The organism is Niabella hirudinis (assembly GCF_051201075.1).
Classification (GTDB): Bacteria; Bacteroidota; Bacteroidia; order Chitinophagales; family Chitinophagaceae; genus Niabella; species Niabella hirudinis.
In genome coordinates this window covers 583,663-598,660 of sequence record NZ_JBPEHJ010000003.1, presented here as the reverse complement: position 1 = coordinate 598,660, position 14,998 = coordinate 583,663, and the positions used below count along the sequence as shown (strand labels likewise).

The window sequence follows — 14,998 nt, the reverse complement described above, 5'->3', positions numbered from 1 at the left end:
TCGCCCGAAAAGGCACTACTCAACAAGATTAAAAATCACGGGAAAACATCTCAATGCAACCTGTTTGCTCCAACATAGGGGCTTGTAAATTATTTCACAGCAGACAAAACCCGTATTTATTGAATTCTGACACCCTGATTTCCACATTTAATAATTTTACCGGACACCAGTAGTTCCAGGTTTCAAGTTTCAGCGCTAAAAATTGAAATCCGGAACATGAACATTGAACACGCGCATCGAGAATTCAGAATCACGATCCAACGTGAAACCTTGAAACGTCAAACCTGAAACATCACTCTTCCAACCCCCAGCGGATCCCCTTGTCAACTGCCGGTACTCCTTCTGTAAGCCAGCGGGGCGGTTTAGCTCCTTTCAGCAGCCAATCAAAAAACTGTTGTTCGCGTACTGAGATATCCTTCCTGTTTTTACGCTGCACCAGGTTATGCTCTTCGCCGTTGTAATTGAGCATCCATACCTGCTTGCCCAATCGGCGCATGCCGGTAAATAATTCAATACCCTGGTACCAGGGCACAGCGCCATCGTTGTCATTAGCCATAATTACCAGCGGCGTGGTAACTTTAGGCAGATGAAACAGGGGTGAATTCTCAATATACAATTCGGGCTTCTCCCAGAGTGTGGCGCCAATGCGGCTCTGCGTTTTTTCATACTGGAACTGCCTGTTTACCCCGCCTTTCCAGCGGATACCACCATAGGCGCTGGTCATATTGGCCACCGGTGCACCGGCCCAGGCAGCGGCAAATAGGGGCGTCATTGTTACCAGCTGTGCCACTTGTATGCCGCCCCAGCTTTGCCCCTGGATGCCCATACGCGCCGCATCTACCCAGCTGTGGCGGGTAAGATCTTTTGCCCCGCTAACAATATAATCATAGGCACTGTTTGCAGGATGGCCGATGGTGTAGGAAATATCCGGCGTCAGTACCAGGTATCCGCGGCTTACAAAAAAGGAGATATTCAGGCGACTGGGAGTTGGCGCCGGAGCCATATACCGGTACAGGTTATCGGAAAGCTTTTCATAAAAGTATAAAATCACGGGGTATTTTTTAGTACTGTCAAAATCCTCGGGCCGGTACAGGATGCCCGTGGCGGCTTTGCCGGAAAAAGTGGTCCAATGGTACAGTTGCGCCGTTCCCCAGTTGTACGCATTCTGCTGAGGGTTGATGGCAGAAAGTTTTGCCTCTTTTCTATCTGCAAAAACATACAGATCGGGCGATTGTGTATAACACTCCCTTGTATAGCTATAAACCGCGGCATCTTTAGCCTTTGTTACCGAATCAAAGTAAAAAGGCTGTTCCCGGAAAAGCGCAGGAATAAAAAACGAAAAATCAAGCCGGTTGTTTTCCAGCACTGCGAATCCGGCCTTCTTATTTTCATTATTGAATACGTGCAGCAGGTTTTTATCACCGGGTCTGATATAGCGTTCTTCCGGATCTGTTGCGATATAGCGGTAGGTGACCTGTTGCTGCCTTCCATTTTTTGTCAGGTTTACGGGAAGCGCCTTGCCCCGGGGATCTACCATCCATATATCGTAGCGGTCATAGATCAGCACGGAACGGTCGCCCTCCGTCCAGCCCATGATCCCGTAAGGAGCAGGCTCATCCGGTACATCATTTTCTTCGTCATACAACGGTACCTTGATCGCCCCGGTTATATTCCGGGCCATTGTACCATCAAAAACAAAATAATTTTTTTGCCGGCTGTCGTACCACAACACATATTTTCCCGAGGGTGCACACCAGGAAGCAGCGATCTGCCCTTCGAGGTTTTGAACCACCGGCACATAACGGCCGTTGCGGATATCGATCTTGTATACATCTTTTCTGGTGCGGCCCATCCACTGCGATTCTACACGGCGACCGGTATCGGTAACCGCTATAAAAACGGTTCCATCGCTCTCCGGAGCTTCATAAACATTGGGTAGCTCCCGGCTTCCTACCTGCAGCATCCGGCTGGCGTCAAAATCATACACGGCAAGGTCGCTTCTTTGCTGATCGCGCTTTTGATTTTCGAGCTGATAGGGTTGCAGGTAGTCGTCCTTATAATTCCAGATATCCAGGTTTACTTTATCGATATCCACCAGAGTGGTGTCCCGGGGTGGTTTTACGGGTGCGGTGGTAAATAATAGCCGCCGGCCGGTTCTACTAAAGCTCATTTTTCCAAATTCACTTACGGTGCTTCCCCCGGGCATATTCGGGGTTAACGTGTCCACCAGTACCGTTGCGCTATCCATGCCTTGCCGGTAATACCAGAGTTTGTAAAACCGTTGCAGCGCTTTGGGCTTTGCATCCCTTTCGGCTAAAAAAGCAATCCGGTCACCCTCATCCGAAAGCGTCAGATTTTTAAAATCATTGCCGCCCCGGAGCAGGGTATCGGTCTTCCCGGTTTTTAACTGGTAAAGTATTACGCGCGCCGTGCGGCTGGTATCTTTCAGGCTGAGGGTTTGCACCATTAGCAGCCGGCTGCCTTTTTTATCAAAGGCATAGTCGCTGACATTGAAGAAATACCGTTGTGCGCCGCTGATCGTATTTACCAGCAACAGGCGGTTGTTCTTTCCGTAATCCGTAATACTGTCCTTCCCCTCGCCGTCCCTGGGTTTTAAGGCATTAATAACATATTGCAATGAATCGACCACCTGCTGCAGGCTGTCTTTGCTTTTATCGGACTGGTAGGCCGGTTTTTTTGCAGGCTCATTTTTAAGGAGGCCCGCCACCCACTCATTCTGCGTTTTGGGCCCTTTATAAGAGATCAGGCCCGGGAACTTTTGCACCTCGTCTGTACCAAGATTTAGCAGAGCAAACGAGTCGCGGGGCATATCCGCCGGCTTTTTCTTTTTGATCCTTGCCTGACGCAGCTCCTTAAACTGCGCCTTTATGCTGAAAACAACGGTTCTGCTATCACCCGTAATGCGCGCATCATACCCTCTTGGTATCACTTTCTTCCAGGATTGATCCGTGGCTTGTACTACGAGCGAATCATCGCCTTCCTGTACGTTAATGTTGTATACGATCCATTTACCATTATTGCTCAGTATTGTTTTACCAATAGATTGCCATTGATCATAAACCGTACCATCAAGGGGCTTTTTCTGTGCAATGATGCCGGAGCAGGTCAAGCCCGTAAGCACCAGCAATACCAATTTCTTCATCAAGCTGTTTTGGAGCTAAAATATATTTTTTTATGGATCTATAGCTTATTGTTATAAAATGCACAAACCGCATTCATCAGGCAGATCTCACATTTTGGATTGGTGGGGCGGCAGATCTCCCTTCCTAAAAAGGAAATAGCCATACCTGCATCCCAGTCTTTTTGAGGCAGCACGTCCATAATCTGTTTTTCAATCTTTTTTGGATCAGTGCCCGCGGCTATTCCAAGGCGGGGCGCCACCCGAACCACATGCAGATCTACAATGATTCCCTCGGCGGGCTTACCGCTTTCGCGGAGGATTACGTTGGCCGATTTCCGGCCGATCCCTTTTAAAGCCGTAAGTGCTTCAAGATCCATCGGAATCGCCGCATCTTTTTTTACCGATTGAGCTATTTCAGACAGCCATCTGGCCTTGTTGCCAAAATTGCGCACATCGCTGATCTGCTCCGAAATGGCGACTTCTGTTGCTTTGGAAAGCGCCGTCATATTGGGAAACATTTTAAAGAATGCGGGGGCAATCTGGTTAATATGCCGGTCCGAATCCTGCGCGGAGAGTACCACCATTACCAGTAGCTGGTAGGTATTTTTATACTCAAGCGGGTGTTTAGAAGATTTGTATTTCTTTAGAAGCGGTTGAATGACCTTGGGCCAGTTGACAGGGGCGCTCATAAAATAAAATTTGCATTGAAATTACAACATTCCGGTTGATTTGAGCGCCATTCGCTGGTTCGCGCCCGCTTAACCTGACGCCTATGTGATAGTCATCGGGATTCACATTTCCACATTTTCACATTCCCACATTTTCAAATCTTCAAATTAACCCTACGGCTTCTCCGCTTTCTTTTCGAGTGTGGCCTGCATCATCGTCCGGTCCGCTTTATAGGCTTCCCAGTCGAACTCCAGCAGGAAACGGGTTGCCGCCTCCGCACCGCGCTCAAATAAAGCCAGCTTTTCCTTATCTGTAATAAAAAAATTCAGCCAATTAAAGTCTGCCACGGGGATGGTGCCGATACCCCTGGAATACATTTTATTCTTTAACTGAAAATCTTTATCATAGTAGTTCCGGACGGTATTAAAAATCCGTGAAAAATACCCCGTCAACGTCCAGGCAGATGCATTTTTACTGCTATCTTCAGGGTTGCTGTCGTTCAGGTCAATTCCAAAAACAGGGAGCCGGGGCACCATAACCTTTGGATTATAAAAGATGCTGATGGGAAAATTGGACAGGATTCCCCCGTCTACAAAGCGGGCCTCTGCCGGTGGTTCTTTTTCTCCAAATGTCTCCATCCAGGCTTTTTTAATGGTTTCATCCTCCCGGGGTATTCCATAAATAAAGTAAGATTCAAAAAACAAAGGGATAGACATGGACGCCCGCACCAATCCCGCCGGGTGCAGTTCATTGATCCGGTCGCCGGTGCGGAACAGGTGGCACATTTTTGGAAACTCAATCTTATTTTCAGTGATCAGCTCTGATGCAATCACCGTCACATCGGGGGCCAGGCCCTCCAGCCCCTCCGGGTGTACATTACGCAGGTGCAGTCCCTCAACAGGCTGACTGGCTTTATTCCGGAAGTCATCCACATCTTCCACATCGTGATCCTTCATCAATCCCTTTAGCCAGTCATAAAAAAAATCGCCTGGGTTGATGCCATAACCGCTGGATCGTAACCGCCTTAACAGATAGCGGATATACCAGGCTAGTATCCCCAGCAGCAAGGTAACCGTCAAAAGCACCACCACCAGCGTTTGTGTCAATTCCTGCAAGGGAGCATTATGCGGCAACAACCACAGGCACACAAAAGTTATTGCCAGCAATACGGCGTAAAAGATGCCCAGGCCGCTGAGCCCGTTTTTTAGTTTCTTTAAAAAGCTGCTTTTGGTAATAAAATTCCGGATCAGCCAGCGGGCGGCAGGATGCCCGTCTACCAGGTCGAAGAAATTGAGCTGCGTGATGGATCCGAGAATGGTTGCCGACTTTTCTGCTTCCTTTTTCCCGGTTATGGCCAGCAATGCCGTGTTGATGGCGCCGGCGCTGGTTCCGGCCAGCCGCATAAAGCGGATACCCATCTGCTCCAGGATATAGGTATACCCCACCAGGGCAACGCCCAGCACCCCTCCTCCTTTCTGAACCAGATTTACATACTGGTGTCCTTCTTTATCCAATGTATCGGAAATAACGAGCCGCTCAGCGTTTTCGCCAAAAGCGGCCTTTAGCTGCTGTAACTGTGCCAGCACTTTGGGACTTTGAAGATAGTCCTTTACCGTTAATTTTTTAGAGGTGGGCATATAGCAGACTTTAAAACAAATTTTTCCCTTATAAAGGTAACCTATGCCATTCGCTTTTATCTTATACTCACTATTTTCGGGGATGGCAGGGCTCCCTTAAAATGAGCTGTCAGCGCTTTGCACCAATAAAAAGCGGGGAGCTGACGATCAGTTCCCCGCTTTTTTATTGGTATGAATTCTTACAAATAGTGTTCGATTTCTTCGATCAGTTCCTGCTTGGTAATGGGTACCCCCATAATTTTATGGTAGCCCTTAGCATCGATCAGGTACTGATCACGGATGATTTTTATAAGCTGGCCGTTATTGATCTCGGGGATCAACACGGTCTTGAACCGCCGCAGCAGTTCACCCAGGTTCTTCGGAAAAGGACGCAGGTGGCGCAGGTGCGCATGACTTACGGCTCTTCCCTGGGCCTGCAGCTCAAGCACGGCCGATTTAATAACCCCATAGGTAGATCCCCAGCCAAGCACCAGCACGTCACCTTCGGGTCTGCCCGTGTCAATTTTTTGCTCGGGGATAAACTCAGCAATCTTATCTACTTTTTCCTGGCGGATCTTCACCATCTGCTGGTGGTTAGCGGGGTCATAGCTGATATTACCCGTAATATTTTGTTTTTCAATGCCGCCAATACGGTGCTCCATTCCTTTTGTACCCGGCACCACCCAGGGGCGTACCAGGTTTTCATCCCGGATATAGGGCTGAAACTGCTCTTCATGGTGCCCCAGCTCTTTTTTGAACTTTACATGAATGGGGTGCAATGAGCCCTCCGTTGGAAATTTCCAGGGCTCCGCGCCATTGGCGATATAACCATCGCTTAAAAAGATCACCGGTACCATGTGCTGTACGCTGATCTTTACCGCCTCATATACCGCATCAAAACAATCGGCCGGGGAAGAAGCTGCAATCACAGGCATCGGGCATTCCCCGTTTCGGCCATAATAGGCCTGTAGCAGATCCGACTGTTCTGTTTTCGTGGGCAACCCGGTGGAAGGCCCTCCCCGCTGCACATCAATAATGAGCAGGGGTATTTCCAGCATTACCGCCAGGCCCATGGCTTCCGTCTTGAGCGCCATACCCGGCCCCGAGGTAGTAGTAACCCCCAGCGATCCGCCATAAGAAGCCCCAATGGCGGCGCTGATTGCCGCTATTTCGTCCTCCGCCTGGTAGGTCCGGATACCAAAATTCTTATGCCGGCTCAATTCATGCAGGATATCGGATGCCGGTGTAATAGGATAGGTACCCAGGAACATGGGCAACCCGCTTTTTTGCGATGCGGCAATAAGCCCCAGGGCCAGGGCCTGGTTACCCATAACAGAGCGATAGGTTCCCGGCTCCATGCGGGCCTTTTCTACTTTATAAGTGGTCGTAAAAGCCTCCGTAGTTTCCCCGTAGTTGTAGCCGGCCTGTAATACTTTGATATTGCTGTCGAGGATCTCCGGACGTTTGCCAAATTTTTCCTTTAAAAAATCAATGGAACTTTCCATATTCCGGCCATAAAGCCAGTACAAAAAGCCCAGCACAAACATATTTTTTGCCCGGTCCTTTTCCTTGGTGCCCATGGTATATTCCTTCAGGGCTTCGCGGGTCATCTTGGTTACATCCATCTTAATGACCTCGTAACTTTGCAAACTATCGTCTGCAACCGGATTTTCTCCCTCCGGGTAATTGGCCAGCCGCAGGTTTTTGGAATCAAACCCATCGGTATTTACAATGATTTTCCCTCCTTTTTTAAGCGTAGCAAGATTAGCCTTCAGCGCGGCAGCGTTCATAGCCACCAGCACATCATAATTATCCCCGGGGGTATAAATGCTATCTGATGAAAAGCGGAGCTGGTAGCCACTTACGCCGGGCAGGGTGCCCTGTGGAGCCCGTATCTCCGCCGGAAAATCCGGAAAAGTGGAAAGATCATTTCCTAATAAAGCTGTATTATTGGTAAACTGTGTTCCGGTCAATTGCATACCATCGCCGCTGTCTCCTGCAAATTTGATGACTACATCCTGTAGCACCTCCTGATTTCGAACCATATCAAAAATTATTGGGATGCAAAGGTACAACAGTTTACCCGGAGGATTTACCACGAATTTGTAAAATGACCAGCCATGGCCATCCATGGGCTGCAGCGCGCTGTTGATCACTGGTTATCAGCCCCTTTCAATAAAAACCAGATTTTGCGGTTGTTGCCGCACACCATTACATGTAAACGCCTTTCATTTCCACACATTCACATTCCCACACTTTCACATCCCCTTATTTTCAAACTTTCAAATTCCTACCGTACTGCAATCATACTGATTTCCACATTCACGAATTTTGGCAGCGCTGCCACCTGAACGGTTTCCCGGGCCGGAAAATCCGTTGTAAAATATTGACCATAAACATTGTTGATCTCAGCAAAACGATGCATATCGGTAATAAAAATGGTAGATTTTACTACGTTGGAAAAGTTCAGTCCTGCTTCCTTAAGGATTGCATCCAGGTTGCGCATACACTGATGCGTTTCCTCCTCAAGACTTTTATTATTTAAATTCCCGGTTTGCGGGTCGATGCAGACCTGCCCGGAGATATAAAGCGTATCGCCTGCAAGAACGGCCTGGTTATAAGGACCAATCGGTGCCGGGGCATTACCGGTAGTAATTATCTTTTTTTCCATTGCTGATTTTTTTTGGAAAACGAATATAGTTTTAATGGATTATATCTGCAACAGCCGCAGTTCATAACATTTTTGTTATGCGCCAAAATCCGTTTGCGCTATTTTTGCGGAATGGCTTTGTTTTTAAATATTGATACCGCAGTAAAGAATGCTTCGCTTTGCTTATCAGAAAATGAAGCAATAATAGCCTGTACGGAAAATACGGCCACGACCACCCATGCTTCCTGGATCAACGATGCCATACGAGACCTCTTTACCACAAACCAGCTCTCACTGAATGATTTAGACGCCGTTGCCGTTAGCAATGGCCCCGGTTCCTATACCGGACTGCGCATTGGCCTGGCAACCGCAAAAGGGCTCTGCTTTGCGCTAAACAAACCACTGATTTGTTTAAACACCCTCCAGGTGATGGCCAATAGTGTAAAAGCGGAAGCTACAGACCTGATTTGCCCTGTTATTGATGCCCGGAGGATGGAAATCTATACCGCCGTATACAAAAAAGATTTAACAACTGTCAGCTCCCCGCAGGCCCTCGTTGCCGATGAACACAGTTTTGAGGAGCTGCTGAAGGGCCATTCATTACTTTTTACCGGAAATGCGGTTGAAAAACTACAGCCGGTTATAAAACATTCAAATGCAGTATTTAGCACCGCCCCCTACAGTGCCGCAAACATGCCTTTTTTAACGATTAAGCACTTCAGGGAACAGCAGTTTGCCGATCTTTCTTATGTTGAGCCTTTTTATTTAAAGGCTGTACATTTTAACAAAAATTAAATTAGGGAAATTTATATACGTTTTTAGCGTCCGTAAATATCAAATAATTTAAATGGATGTATACCTTTGTTGACCATTCAAATAAACACTATTTATACAGAACAATGAGCAATTACCAGATTTCTTTTACATTAAAAAAGGAAAACAGTAGTCATATCACTGTTGATACCCTTAATGTAAAAAAAGCCGCCCTGATCCTGAGAGCCTTTAACCACAAATTGAGACAGCAAATTCTAAAGCTGATCGACACCCAGGACAAAATCACCGTTACGGAGATTTACGTAAAATTACGTATTGAGCAGTCGGTAGCCTCACAACACCTTGCCATCCTGCGCAAAGCAGAATTTGTGAACACAGAGCGTGATGGAAAATTTATTTACTACACAGTAAATACCGATCGCATGAAGGATTTAAACCGTTTCGTGTCGGACCTCCTCGGTTAAACCGCAGTGACTTTTAAGATCTCCCGGAAGTACCTTCTTTTTATAAGAGCGGTACTTTTTTTTACCCATAACTTTGCCCCATCTAAACAGAAGGAATAATATGAATACTTTAGCGCTGAACGATTTTTTACTGGCCGCCGAAAAGGGGGCGGTCATCCTGGATGCAAGGCCCACAGAACTGTTTAAAGCAGGCTTTATTCCCGGGAGCATCCACGTGCCTTTTGGCGCCAGCCAATTTGATGAATGGATTATAGCCGTGCTTGAAAAAGGGTCTCCGGTGTTGCTGATAGCCGAAACAGAAGCAGTTGCCGAAGCAGGGGAACGGTTAAAGCAACTGGGCTACACCACCGGCGGCAGCCTTGAAGGCGGATTTTCAGCCTACCAAAAAGCGGACAGGCCCCTGGATATGATCATTGATGTGGAACCGGATGAGCTGATGATGGACATACCGTTTGATGAGCACCTGATCGTTATGGACGTTCGCAAACCCATGGAGTATGCGGAAGGGCACCTGAAGGATGCCGTGAACCTGCCCCTGACCGATCTGGGGGATCCACTGCGCGTTTCGGCCATCGAGGACAAGGATAACCTGTACCTGCACTGTGGCGGCGGCACGCGCAGTGTAATTGCAGCCTCCGTTTTAAAAAGGCAGGGCCTCCACAACCTGCGAAATGTGGCGGGCGGATGGAAAAAAATTAAAGAAGAGCCCCGGGCAGAAATCGTAAAAGAACCCGGGATCCTGAATTAAAACAATTTTACCTAATTTTATAGCCTCAATTGCCTGTTTACAGGCATATTTTTTTTAAACCATCCGAAGAATGAATTTATTTGATGTTTACCCCTTGAACGATGTTACTATTGTAAAAGCAAAAGGGTCTTATGTTTGGGACGACCAGGGCAATCAATACCTGGATCTTTATGGCGGTCACGCGGTGATCAGTATTGGCCACACACATCCGCACTGGGTAAAGCGAATTGAAGAGCAACTGGAAAAAATAGCTTTTTATTCTAACTCCATCCGTATTCCCCTGCAGCAGGAACTGGCAAAAAAACTGGGTTCGGTATCCGGCAAGGAAGATTACCAGCTCTTCCTTTGCAATTCCGGCGCCGAAGCGAATGAAAATGCATTAAAACTGGCATCCTTTTATAATGGGCGAAAAAAGATCATCGCCTTTAATAAAGCCTTTCATGGCAGAACCTCCCTTGCTGTGGCAGCTACTGATAATAAAAATATCATCGCTCCCGTAAATGAAACCGACAACGTAGTGTTTCTTCCCTTCAATGATGAAGACGCACTGGAAGCCTATTTTGACAAGCATGGCAAAGAAGTGTCATCCGTGATCATCGAAGGCATCCAGGGTGTGGGCGGCATCAACGTAGCCAGTGAATCCTTTTTAAAACTGATCCGTGCACTGTGCACCAAATACGGCGCGCTTTACATTGCAGACAGCGTTCAGTGCGGATATGGCCGCAGCGGAAAATTTTTCAGTCACGATTTTGCAGGCGTCAATGCCGATATCTATACCATGGCAAAGGGCATGGGCAACGGGTTTCCGGTAGCAGGCATTATCATTGCACCCCATATTCAGCCCAAACATTTTCAACTGGGTACAACCTTTGGCGGCAACCACCTGGCCTGTGCGGCGGCGCTGGCTGTACTGGAAGTAATCCGCGAGGAAAAACTGATGGGCAATGCCGTAATGGTGGGCAAATACCTGCGCGAGGAACTGGCTGCTATGCCGGAAATTAAAAATGTAAGAGGGCGTGGACTGATGATTGGCTTCGATGTTCCTGAAGAACTGGGTGCACTAAAGAAGAACTTACTGAACAATCACAAGATCTTTACAGGAGAGGCCAAACCCAATGTGATCCGGCTGCTGCCCTCCCTTGCATTGAAGAAAAAGGATGCAGAAGAATTCATTGAGGCCATTAAGGAGGAAATTGCAGCACTGCACGCCACCGTATGATAAAGGTTTTTTGAGAAAGACGAGCACAAGCAACAACAGATCATCGCTGCATTGCCCGTAACAACTGTAATGCGAATATATACTGATGATACCGGCAACTCCGGGCAATGCTATGGCAAAGCCGCGGGTGTGTTGCAAAAAGGCAAGTATTGTTTTACCTTAAATGCTAACTTATGAAAAAAGAAACCACCATCCAGGTCTTTGAACAAAAGCAGGTACGTTCCGTTTGGAATGAGGAATAGGAAAAATGGTATTTTTCGATCGTGGACGTTGTTGCGGTTCTCACTGAAAGTGTAGATGCAGGCGCATATTGGCGTAAACTGAAACAGCGTCTAAAAGAAGAAGGAAATGAAACTGTGACAAATGGTCACAGTTTCAAAATGCCAGCAGCAGACGGAAAAATGCGCCTTACAGATGTTGCCAATACCGAACAGCTGTTCCGTCTTATTCAATCGATCCCCTCCAAAAAAGCAGAGCCGTTTAAACTCTGGCTGGCAAAAACGGGCCGGGAACGTATCGATGAGATAGAAGATCCCGAAGCGGGTATCGACCGGCTAATGGAAACCTACTTCAGGAAAGGATACAGCAAAGAATGGATCAACCAACGCTTAAAAAGCATTGAGGTACGGAAAGAACTAACTGATGAGTGGGAACAGCGCGGCGTTAAAAAAGGACAGGAGTTTGCGATCCTTACAGATGAGATTACTAAAGCCTGGGCAGACCACTCTGTAAAAGAATACAAGCAGCTGAAAGGGCTTAAAAAGGAGAATCTCCGGGATAATGTGACCAATCTGGAGCTTGTGCTGAATATGCTGGCGGAAGCCACTACAACAGAGATAAGCAGGGAAAAGAAACCGGATAATTTTCAGAAGAGTAAAAAAATAGCAAATGAGGGCGGCAGTATTGCCGGCAGTACCCGCAAAGAGATTGAAGAAAAAACCGGAAAAAAAATAGTAACAAGTGCAACAGCCCGGAAACAATTACAGAACAAAAAAAACAAGAACTGATACAGTAACATGTCTCTTTTAAAATCAAAAAACTTTATAAGCGCTCATGATGTTACCAACATCAACGCGCTGGTAGCAAAAGCGCTGGACTATAAAGCCAACCCGTTTAAAGATAAAACCCTGGGCACAGGTAAACGAATCGGCTGCCTCTTTTTAAACCCCAGCATGCGTACCCGTTTAAGCACGCAGATTGCCGCCCAAAACCTGGGCATGGAACCCATTGTATTTAACGTGGGCTCCGAAGGCTGGAAACTGGAATTTGAGGACGAAGCCATTATGAGCGGCTCCACATCGGAACACGTAAAAGATGCGGCCCCCATTATGGGAAAGTATTTCGACATCCTGGCCATTCGCACTTTTCCCTCGCTGGCCAATAAAGAAGATGATTACAGCGAGCTGTATGTAAACCAGTTTATCAAATACTCCGGCATACCGGTACTAAGCCTGGAAACCGCCACCCTGCACCCACTGCAGAGCCTTACAGATGTGATTACGATAAAGGAAACCTTCCGGGAAAAACGAAAACCCAAGGTAGTGCTTACCTGGGCGCCGCATGTAAAGCCATTGCCACAATGCGTGGCCAACAGCTTTTCGCAGTGGATGAATGCCTGGGGCGAAGTGGATTTTGTGATCACCCATCCGGAGGATTATGAGCTTGATCCTGCGTTTGCCGGCAATGCCACTATCCTGCACAACCAGGACGAAGCATTAAAAGATGCCGACTATGTATATGTAAAGAACTGGAGCACCTATACCGATTATGCCAAAATTTATAACAACGATCCATCCTGGATGCTGACGCTGGACAAGCTGAAGCATACCAACGATGCACGGGTAATGCATTGCCTGCCGGTGCGCCGGAACGTGGAACTGAGCGATGAAGTGCTGGACAGCCCGCACAGCATTGTAACGCAGGAGGCCGGTAACCGCGTATGGGCGGCACAAGCAGTATTAAGTGAGCTATTAGGTCAGTTGAACACTGCTCATCATTAAAACAGATACAACGCTGATAGAATACGGATCGTATTAGCTAATACGCCAACCCCTTGCATGAACAATTTCAAACAATTGATAACAGCCATTGAGCAAACGCACCAGCGGTTGCAGGCACAGGCCGCAGGCGCCGTAAACCAGGCATTGATCATACGGAACTGGCTGATCGGTTATTATATTGTGGAATTTGAACAAAAGGGCAGGGAACGCGCAAAATATGGGCAACAGCTTCTTGATAAAATTGCGGCAACCGTTAAAATCAATGGCATATCTGCTACCAATCTTAAATTATTCAGACAGTTCTATTTGGCCTATCCTCAAATAAGCCAGACGCTTTCTGACGAATTAAAACCACCATCTAATACTGAAAATCAAATAGTTAGAATTCGTCAGACGCTGTCTGACGAATTGGTACCCGCCATACAAAACACCCCTTCTTCGGTGGGAGCATCTATAACTGTGCCTCCTGAAAAAGTTATCAGCAGGTTATCTTTTTCGCATTTAACAGAGTTGACGAAAATTGGCGACCCATTGAAACGTTGCTTCTATGAGCTCGAATGCATAAAAGGTACCTGGAGCATACGGGAATTAAAACGGCAGATCAATAGCCTCTACTTTGAGCGCAGCGGTTTATCCGCACAACCCGAAAAACTATCCAGACTGGTTCAGGAAAAAATAAAACCACAAACGCCTGTAGATATTGTTAAGAATATCTATGCATTTGAATTTTTAGACATCCCTTTGCAGCCTGTTTTGGAAGAATCTGATCTGGATGAGCACCTTTTTATTCAAAAATATCTTATCCGGTTACCCAATAAAGGACAGTTAGAGGACCATATCAACGAGGAGTTAAAAAAATTACAATGAGCACGGAAGACCATAAATACCATTCAGGCAGGGATCATGAAGATATGCAAAGCCCTCTTTTTATCATAAAGATCGGAGGCAATATTATCGACAATCCCACCGCGCTGGAAACTTTCCTGGCCGACTTCTCCAAAATAAACGCCGCAAAGATCCTGGTGCATGGCGGGGGAAAGATCGCCACCAAGATCGGGGCACAACTGGGGATCGAATCAAAATACATAGATGGCAGAAGGATCACCGATGATGCTACTATCGACCTGGTGACCATGGTATATGGCGGACTGGTCAACAAAAAGATCGTGGCACAACTGCAGGCCCTGGGCACCAATGCGATCGGGCTTACCGGGGCCGATGCCAATATCATTCCCGCCCGGAAACGCCCCGTAAAAGAGATCGACTATGGATGGGTGGGTGACATCAGAAACGAGGAATTAGAAATTAAAAATTTAAAATTATTAATCGCTCATTCAATAACCCCGGTGTTTGCGCCACTCACTCACGATGGAATAGGACATATCCTCAATACAAACGCAGACACGATTGCATCTTCATTAGCAGTAGCGCTTTCTACGCATTTTAAGGTACGCCTGATCTACTGTTTTGAAAAAAAGGGCGTGCTGGAAGACGTAAATAACGATGCTTCCGTGATCCGTAAGCTGAATCGCAGCTATTATCAGCAACTCAAGGAAGAAAAAAAACTGTTCGAAGGCATTCTCCCCAAAATTGACAACGCATTTAAGGCCATAGACGCCGGCGTAAACCAGGTGCTGATCGGCGATGCCCGCGATTTGATTAAAAATACTACTGACGATAACGAAGGAACATTGATTTATTAAACAGGCCCAAGGG

At 47.0% G+C, this 14,998-nt stretch carries 12 protein-coding genes and 1 pseudogene; 8 read left to right on the top strand and 5 right to left on the bottom strand.

Annotation, left to right across the window (positions count from 1 at the left end; genetic code table 11):
- Nucleotides 1–292: 292 nt before the first annotated feature.
- The 5 genes from GGU45_RS08985 to GGU45_RS08965 form a co-directional block, all read right to left on the bottom strand.
- Nucleotides 293–3,163, bottom strand: a complete 2,871-nt coding sequence (locus GGU45_RS08985) for an alpha/beta hydrolase family protein (protein WP_435223944.1) — start codon at nucleotides 3,161–3,163, stop codon at nucleotides 293–295.
- 38 nt (nucleotides 3,164–3,201) lie between these two features.
- On the bottom strand, nucleotides 3,202–3,831 hold the full coding sequence (locus GGU45_RS08980) for an endonuclease III domain-containing protein (RefSeq protein WP_435223942.1): 630 nt from the start codon (nucleotides 3,829–3,831) through the stop codon (nucleotides 3,202–3,204).
- Between the two features lie 153 nt (nucleotides 3,832–3,984).
- A complete protein-coding gene (locus GGU45_RS08975; protein ID WP_435223941.1) occupies nucleotides 3,985–5,448 on the bottom strand; it encodes a patatin-like phospholipase family protein in 1,464 nt (487 codons plus the stop codon).
- A gap of 179 nt (nucleotides 5,449–5,627) precedes the next feature.
- Nucleotides 5,628–7,472 (bottom strand): 2-oxoacid:acceptor oxidoreductase subunit alpha, encoded by a 1,845-nt coding sequence (locus GGU45_RS08970; protein ID WP_435223939.1) that lies wholly within the window; start codon nucleotides 7,470–7,472, stop codon nucleotides 5,628–5,630.
- Nucleotides 7,473–7,717: 245 nt separating this feature from the next.
- A complete protein-coding gene (locus GGU45_RS08965) occupies nucleotides 7,718–8,098 on the bottom strand; it encodes a RidA family protein (protein WP_435223937.1) in 381 nt (126 codons plus the stop codon).
- 111 nt (nucleotides 8,099–8,209) lie between these two features.
- Here GGU45_RS08965 and tsaB point away from each other — a divergent pair, with 111 nt between their 5' ends.
- The 8 genes and pseudogenes from tsaB to argB all read left to right on the top strand — a co-directional run bounded on the left by tsaB (nucleotide 8,210) and on the right by argB (nucleotide 14,985).
- Nucleotides 8,210–8,872, top strand: a complete 663-nt coding sequence (gene tsaB, locus GGU45_RS08960; protein WP_435223935.1) for a tRNA (adenosine(37)-N6)-threonylcarbamoyltransferase complex dimerization subunit type 1 TsaB — start codon at nucleotides 8,210–8,212, stop codon at nucleotides 8,870–8,872.
- 104 nt (nucleotides 8,873–8,976) lie between these two features.
- Nucleotides 8,977–9,315: an ArsR/SmtB family transcription factor gene (locus GGU45_RS08955; protein WP_223708787.1), complete on the top strand. Its 339-nt coding sequence runs from the start codon at nucleotides 8,977–8,979 to the stop codon at nucleotides 9,313–9,315.
- 100 nt (nucleotides 9,316–9,415) lie between these two features.
- Nucleotides 9,416–10,063 carry a rhodanese-like domain-containing protein gene (locus GGU45_RS08950; RefSeq protein ID WP_435223934.1) on the top strand — a complete coding sequence of 216 codons (648 nt, stop codon included), beginning with the start codon at nucleotides 9,416–9,418 and terminating at the stop codon, nucleotides 10,061–10,063.
- Between the two features lie 70 nt (nucleotides 10,064–10,133).
- Nucleotides 10,134–11,282 carry an aspartate aminotransferase family protein gene (locus GGU45_RS08945; protein WP_435223932.1) on the top strand — a complete coding sequence of 383 codons (1,149 nt, stop codon included), beginning with the start codon at nucleotides 10,134–10,136 and terminating at the stop codon, nucleotides 11,280–11,282.
- 257 nt (nucleotides 11,283–11,539) lie between these two features.
- Nucleotides 11,540–12,289 (top strand): annotated as a pseudogene (locus tag GGU45_RS08940) (BRO family protein); the annotation flags it as partial.
- Nucleotides 12,290–12,298: 9 nt separating this feature from the next.
- A complete protein-coding gene (locus GGU45_RS08935) occupies nucleotides 12,299–13,282 on the top strand; it encodes a Rossmann-fold NAD(P)-binding domain-containing protein (RefSeq protein WP_435223930.1) in 984 nt (327 codons plus the stop codon).
- Nucleotides 13,283–13,339: 57 nt separating this feature from the next.
- Nucleotides 13,340–14,149, top strand: coding sequence for a DUF1016 N-terminal domain-containing protein (locus GGU45_RS08930; protein ID WP_435223928.1), 810 nt, complete (start codon nucleotides 13,340–13,342; stop codon nucleotides 14,147–14,149).
- Nucleotides 14,146–14,985, top strand: coding sequence for an acetylglutamate kinase (gene argB / locus GGU45_RS08925; RefSeq protein WP_435223927.1), 840 nt, complete (start codon nucleotides 14,146–14,148; stop codon nucleotides 14,983–14,985). Before GGU45_RS08930 ends, argB begins: the two co-directional genes overlap by 4 nt.
- The last annotated feature ends 13 nt before the right edge of the window (nucleotides 14,986–14,998 follow it).

Coding starts and splice junctions, on each gene's coding strand:
- GGU45_RS08985 (WP_435223944.1), bottom strand. CDS start 3,163: ATGAAGAAATTGGTATTGCTGGTGCTTACGGGCTTGACCTGCTCCGGC.
- GGU45_RS08980 (WP_435223942.1), bottom strand. CDS start 3,831: ATGAGCGCCCCTGTCAACTGGCCCAAGGTCATTCAACCGCTTCTAAAG.
- GGU45_RS08975 (WP_435223941.1), bottom strand. CDS start 5,448: ATGCCCACCTCTAAAAAATTAACGGTAAAGGACTATCTTCAAAGTCCC.
- GGU45_RS08970 (WP_435223939.1), bottom strand. CDS start 7,472: ATGGTTCGAAATCAGGAGGTGCTACAGGATGTAGTCATCAAATTTGCA.
- GGU45_RS08965 (WP_435223937.1), bottom strand. CDS start 8,098: ATGGAAAAAAAGATAATTACTACCGGTAATGCCCCGGCACCGATTGGT.
- tsaB (WP_435223935.1), top strand. CDS start 8,210: ATGGCTTTGTTTTTAAATATTGATACCGCAGTAAAGAATGCTTCGCTT.
- GGU45_RS08955 (WP_223708787.1), top strand. CDS start 8,977: ATGAGCAATTACCAGATTTCTTTTACATTAAAAAAGGAAAACAGTAGT.
- GGU45_RS08950 (WP_435223934.1), top strand. CDS start 9,416: ATGAATACTTTAGCGCTGAACGATTTTTTACTGGCCGCCGAAAAGGGG.
- GGU45_RS08945 (WP_435223932.1), top strand. CDS start 10,134: ATGAATTTATTTGATGTTTACCCCTTGAACGATGTTACTATTGTAAAA.
- GGU45_RS08935 (WP_435223930.1), top strand. CDS start 12,299: ATGTCTCTTTTAAAATCAAAAAACTTTATAAGCGCTCATGATGTTACC.
- GGU45_RS08930 (WP_435223928.1), top strand. CDS start 13,340: ATGAACAATTTCAAACAATTGATAACAGCCATTGAGCAAACGCACCAG.
- argB (WP_435223927.1), top strand. CDS start 14,146: ATGAGCACGGAAGACCATAAATACCATTCAGGCAGGGATCATGAAGAT.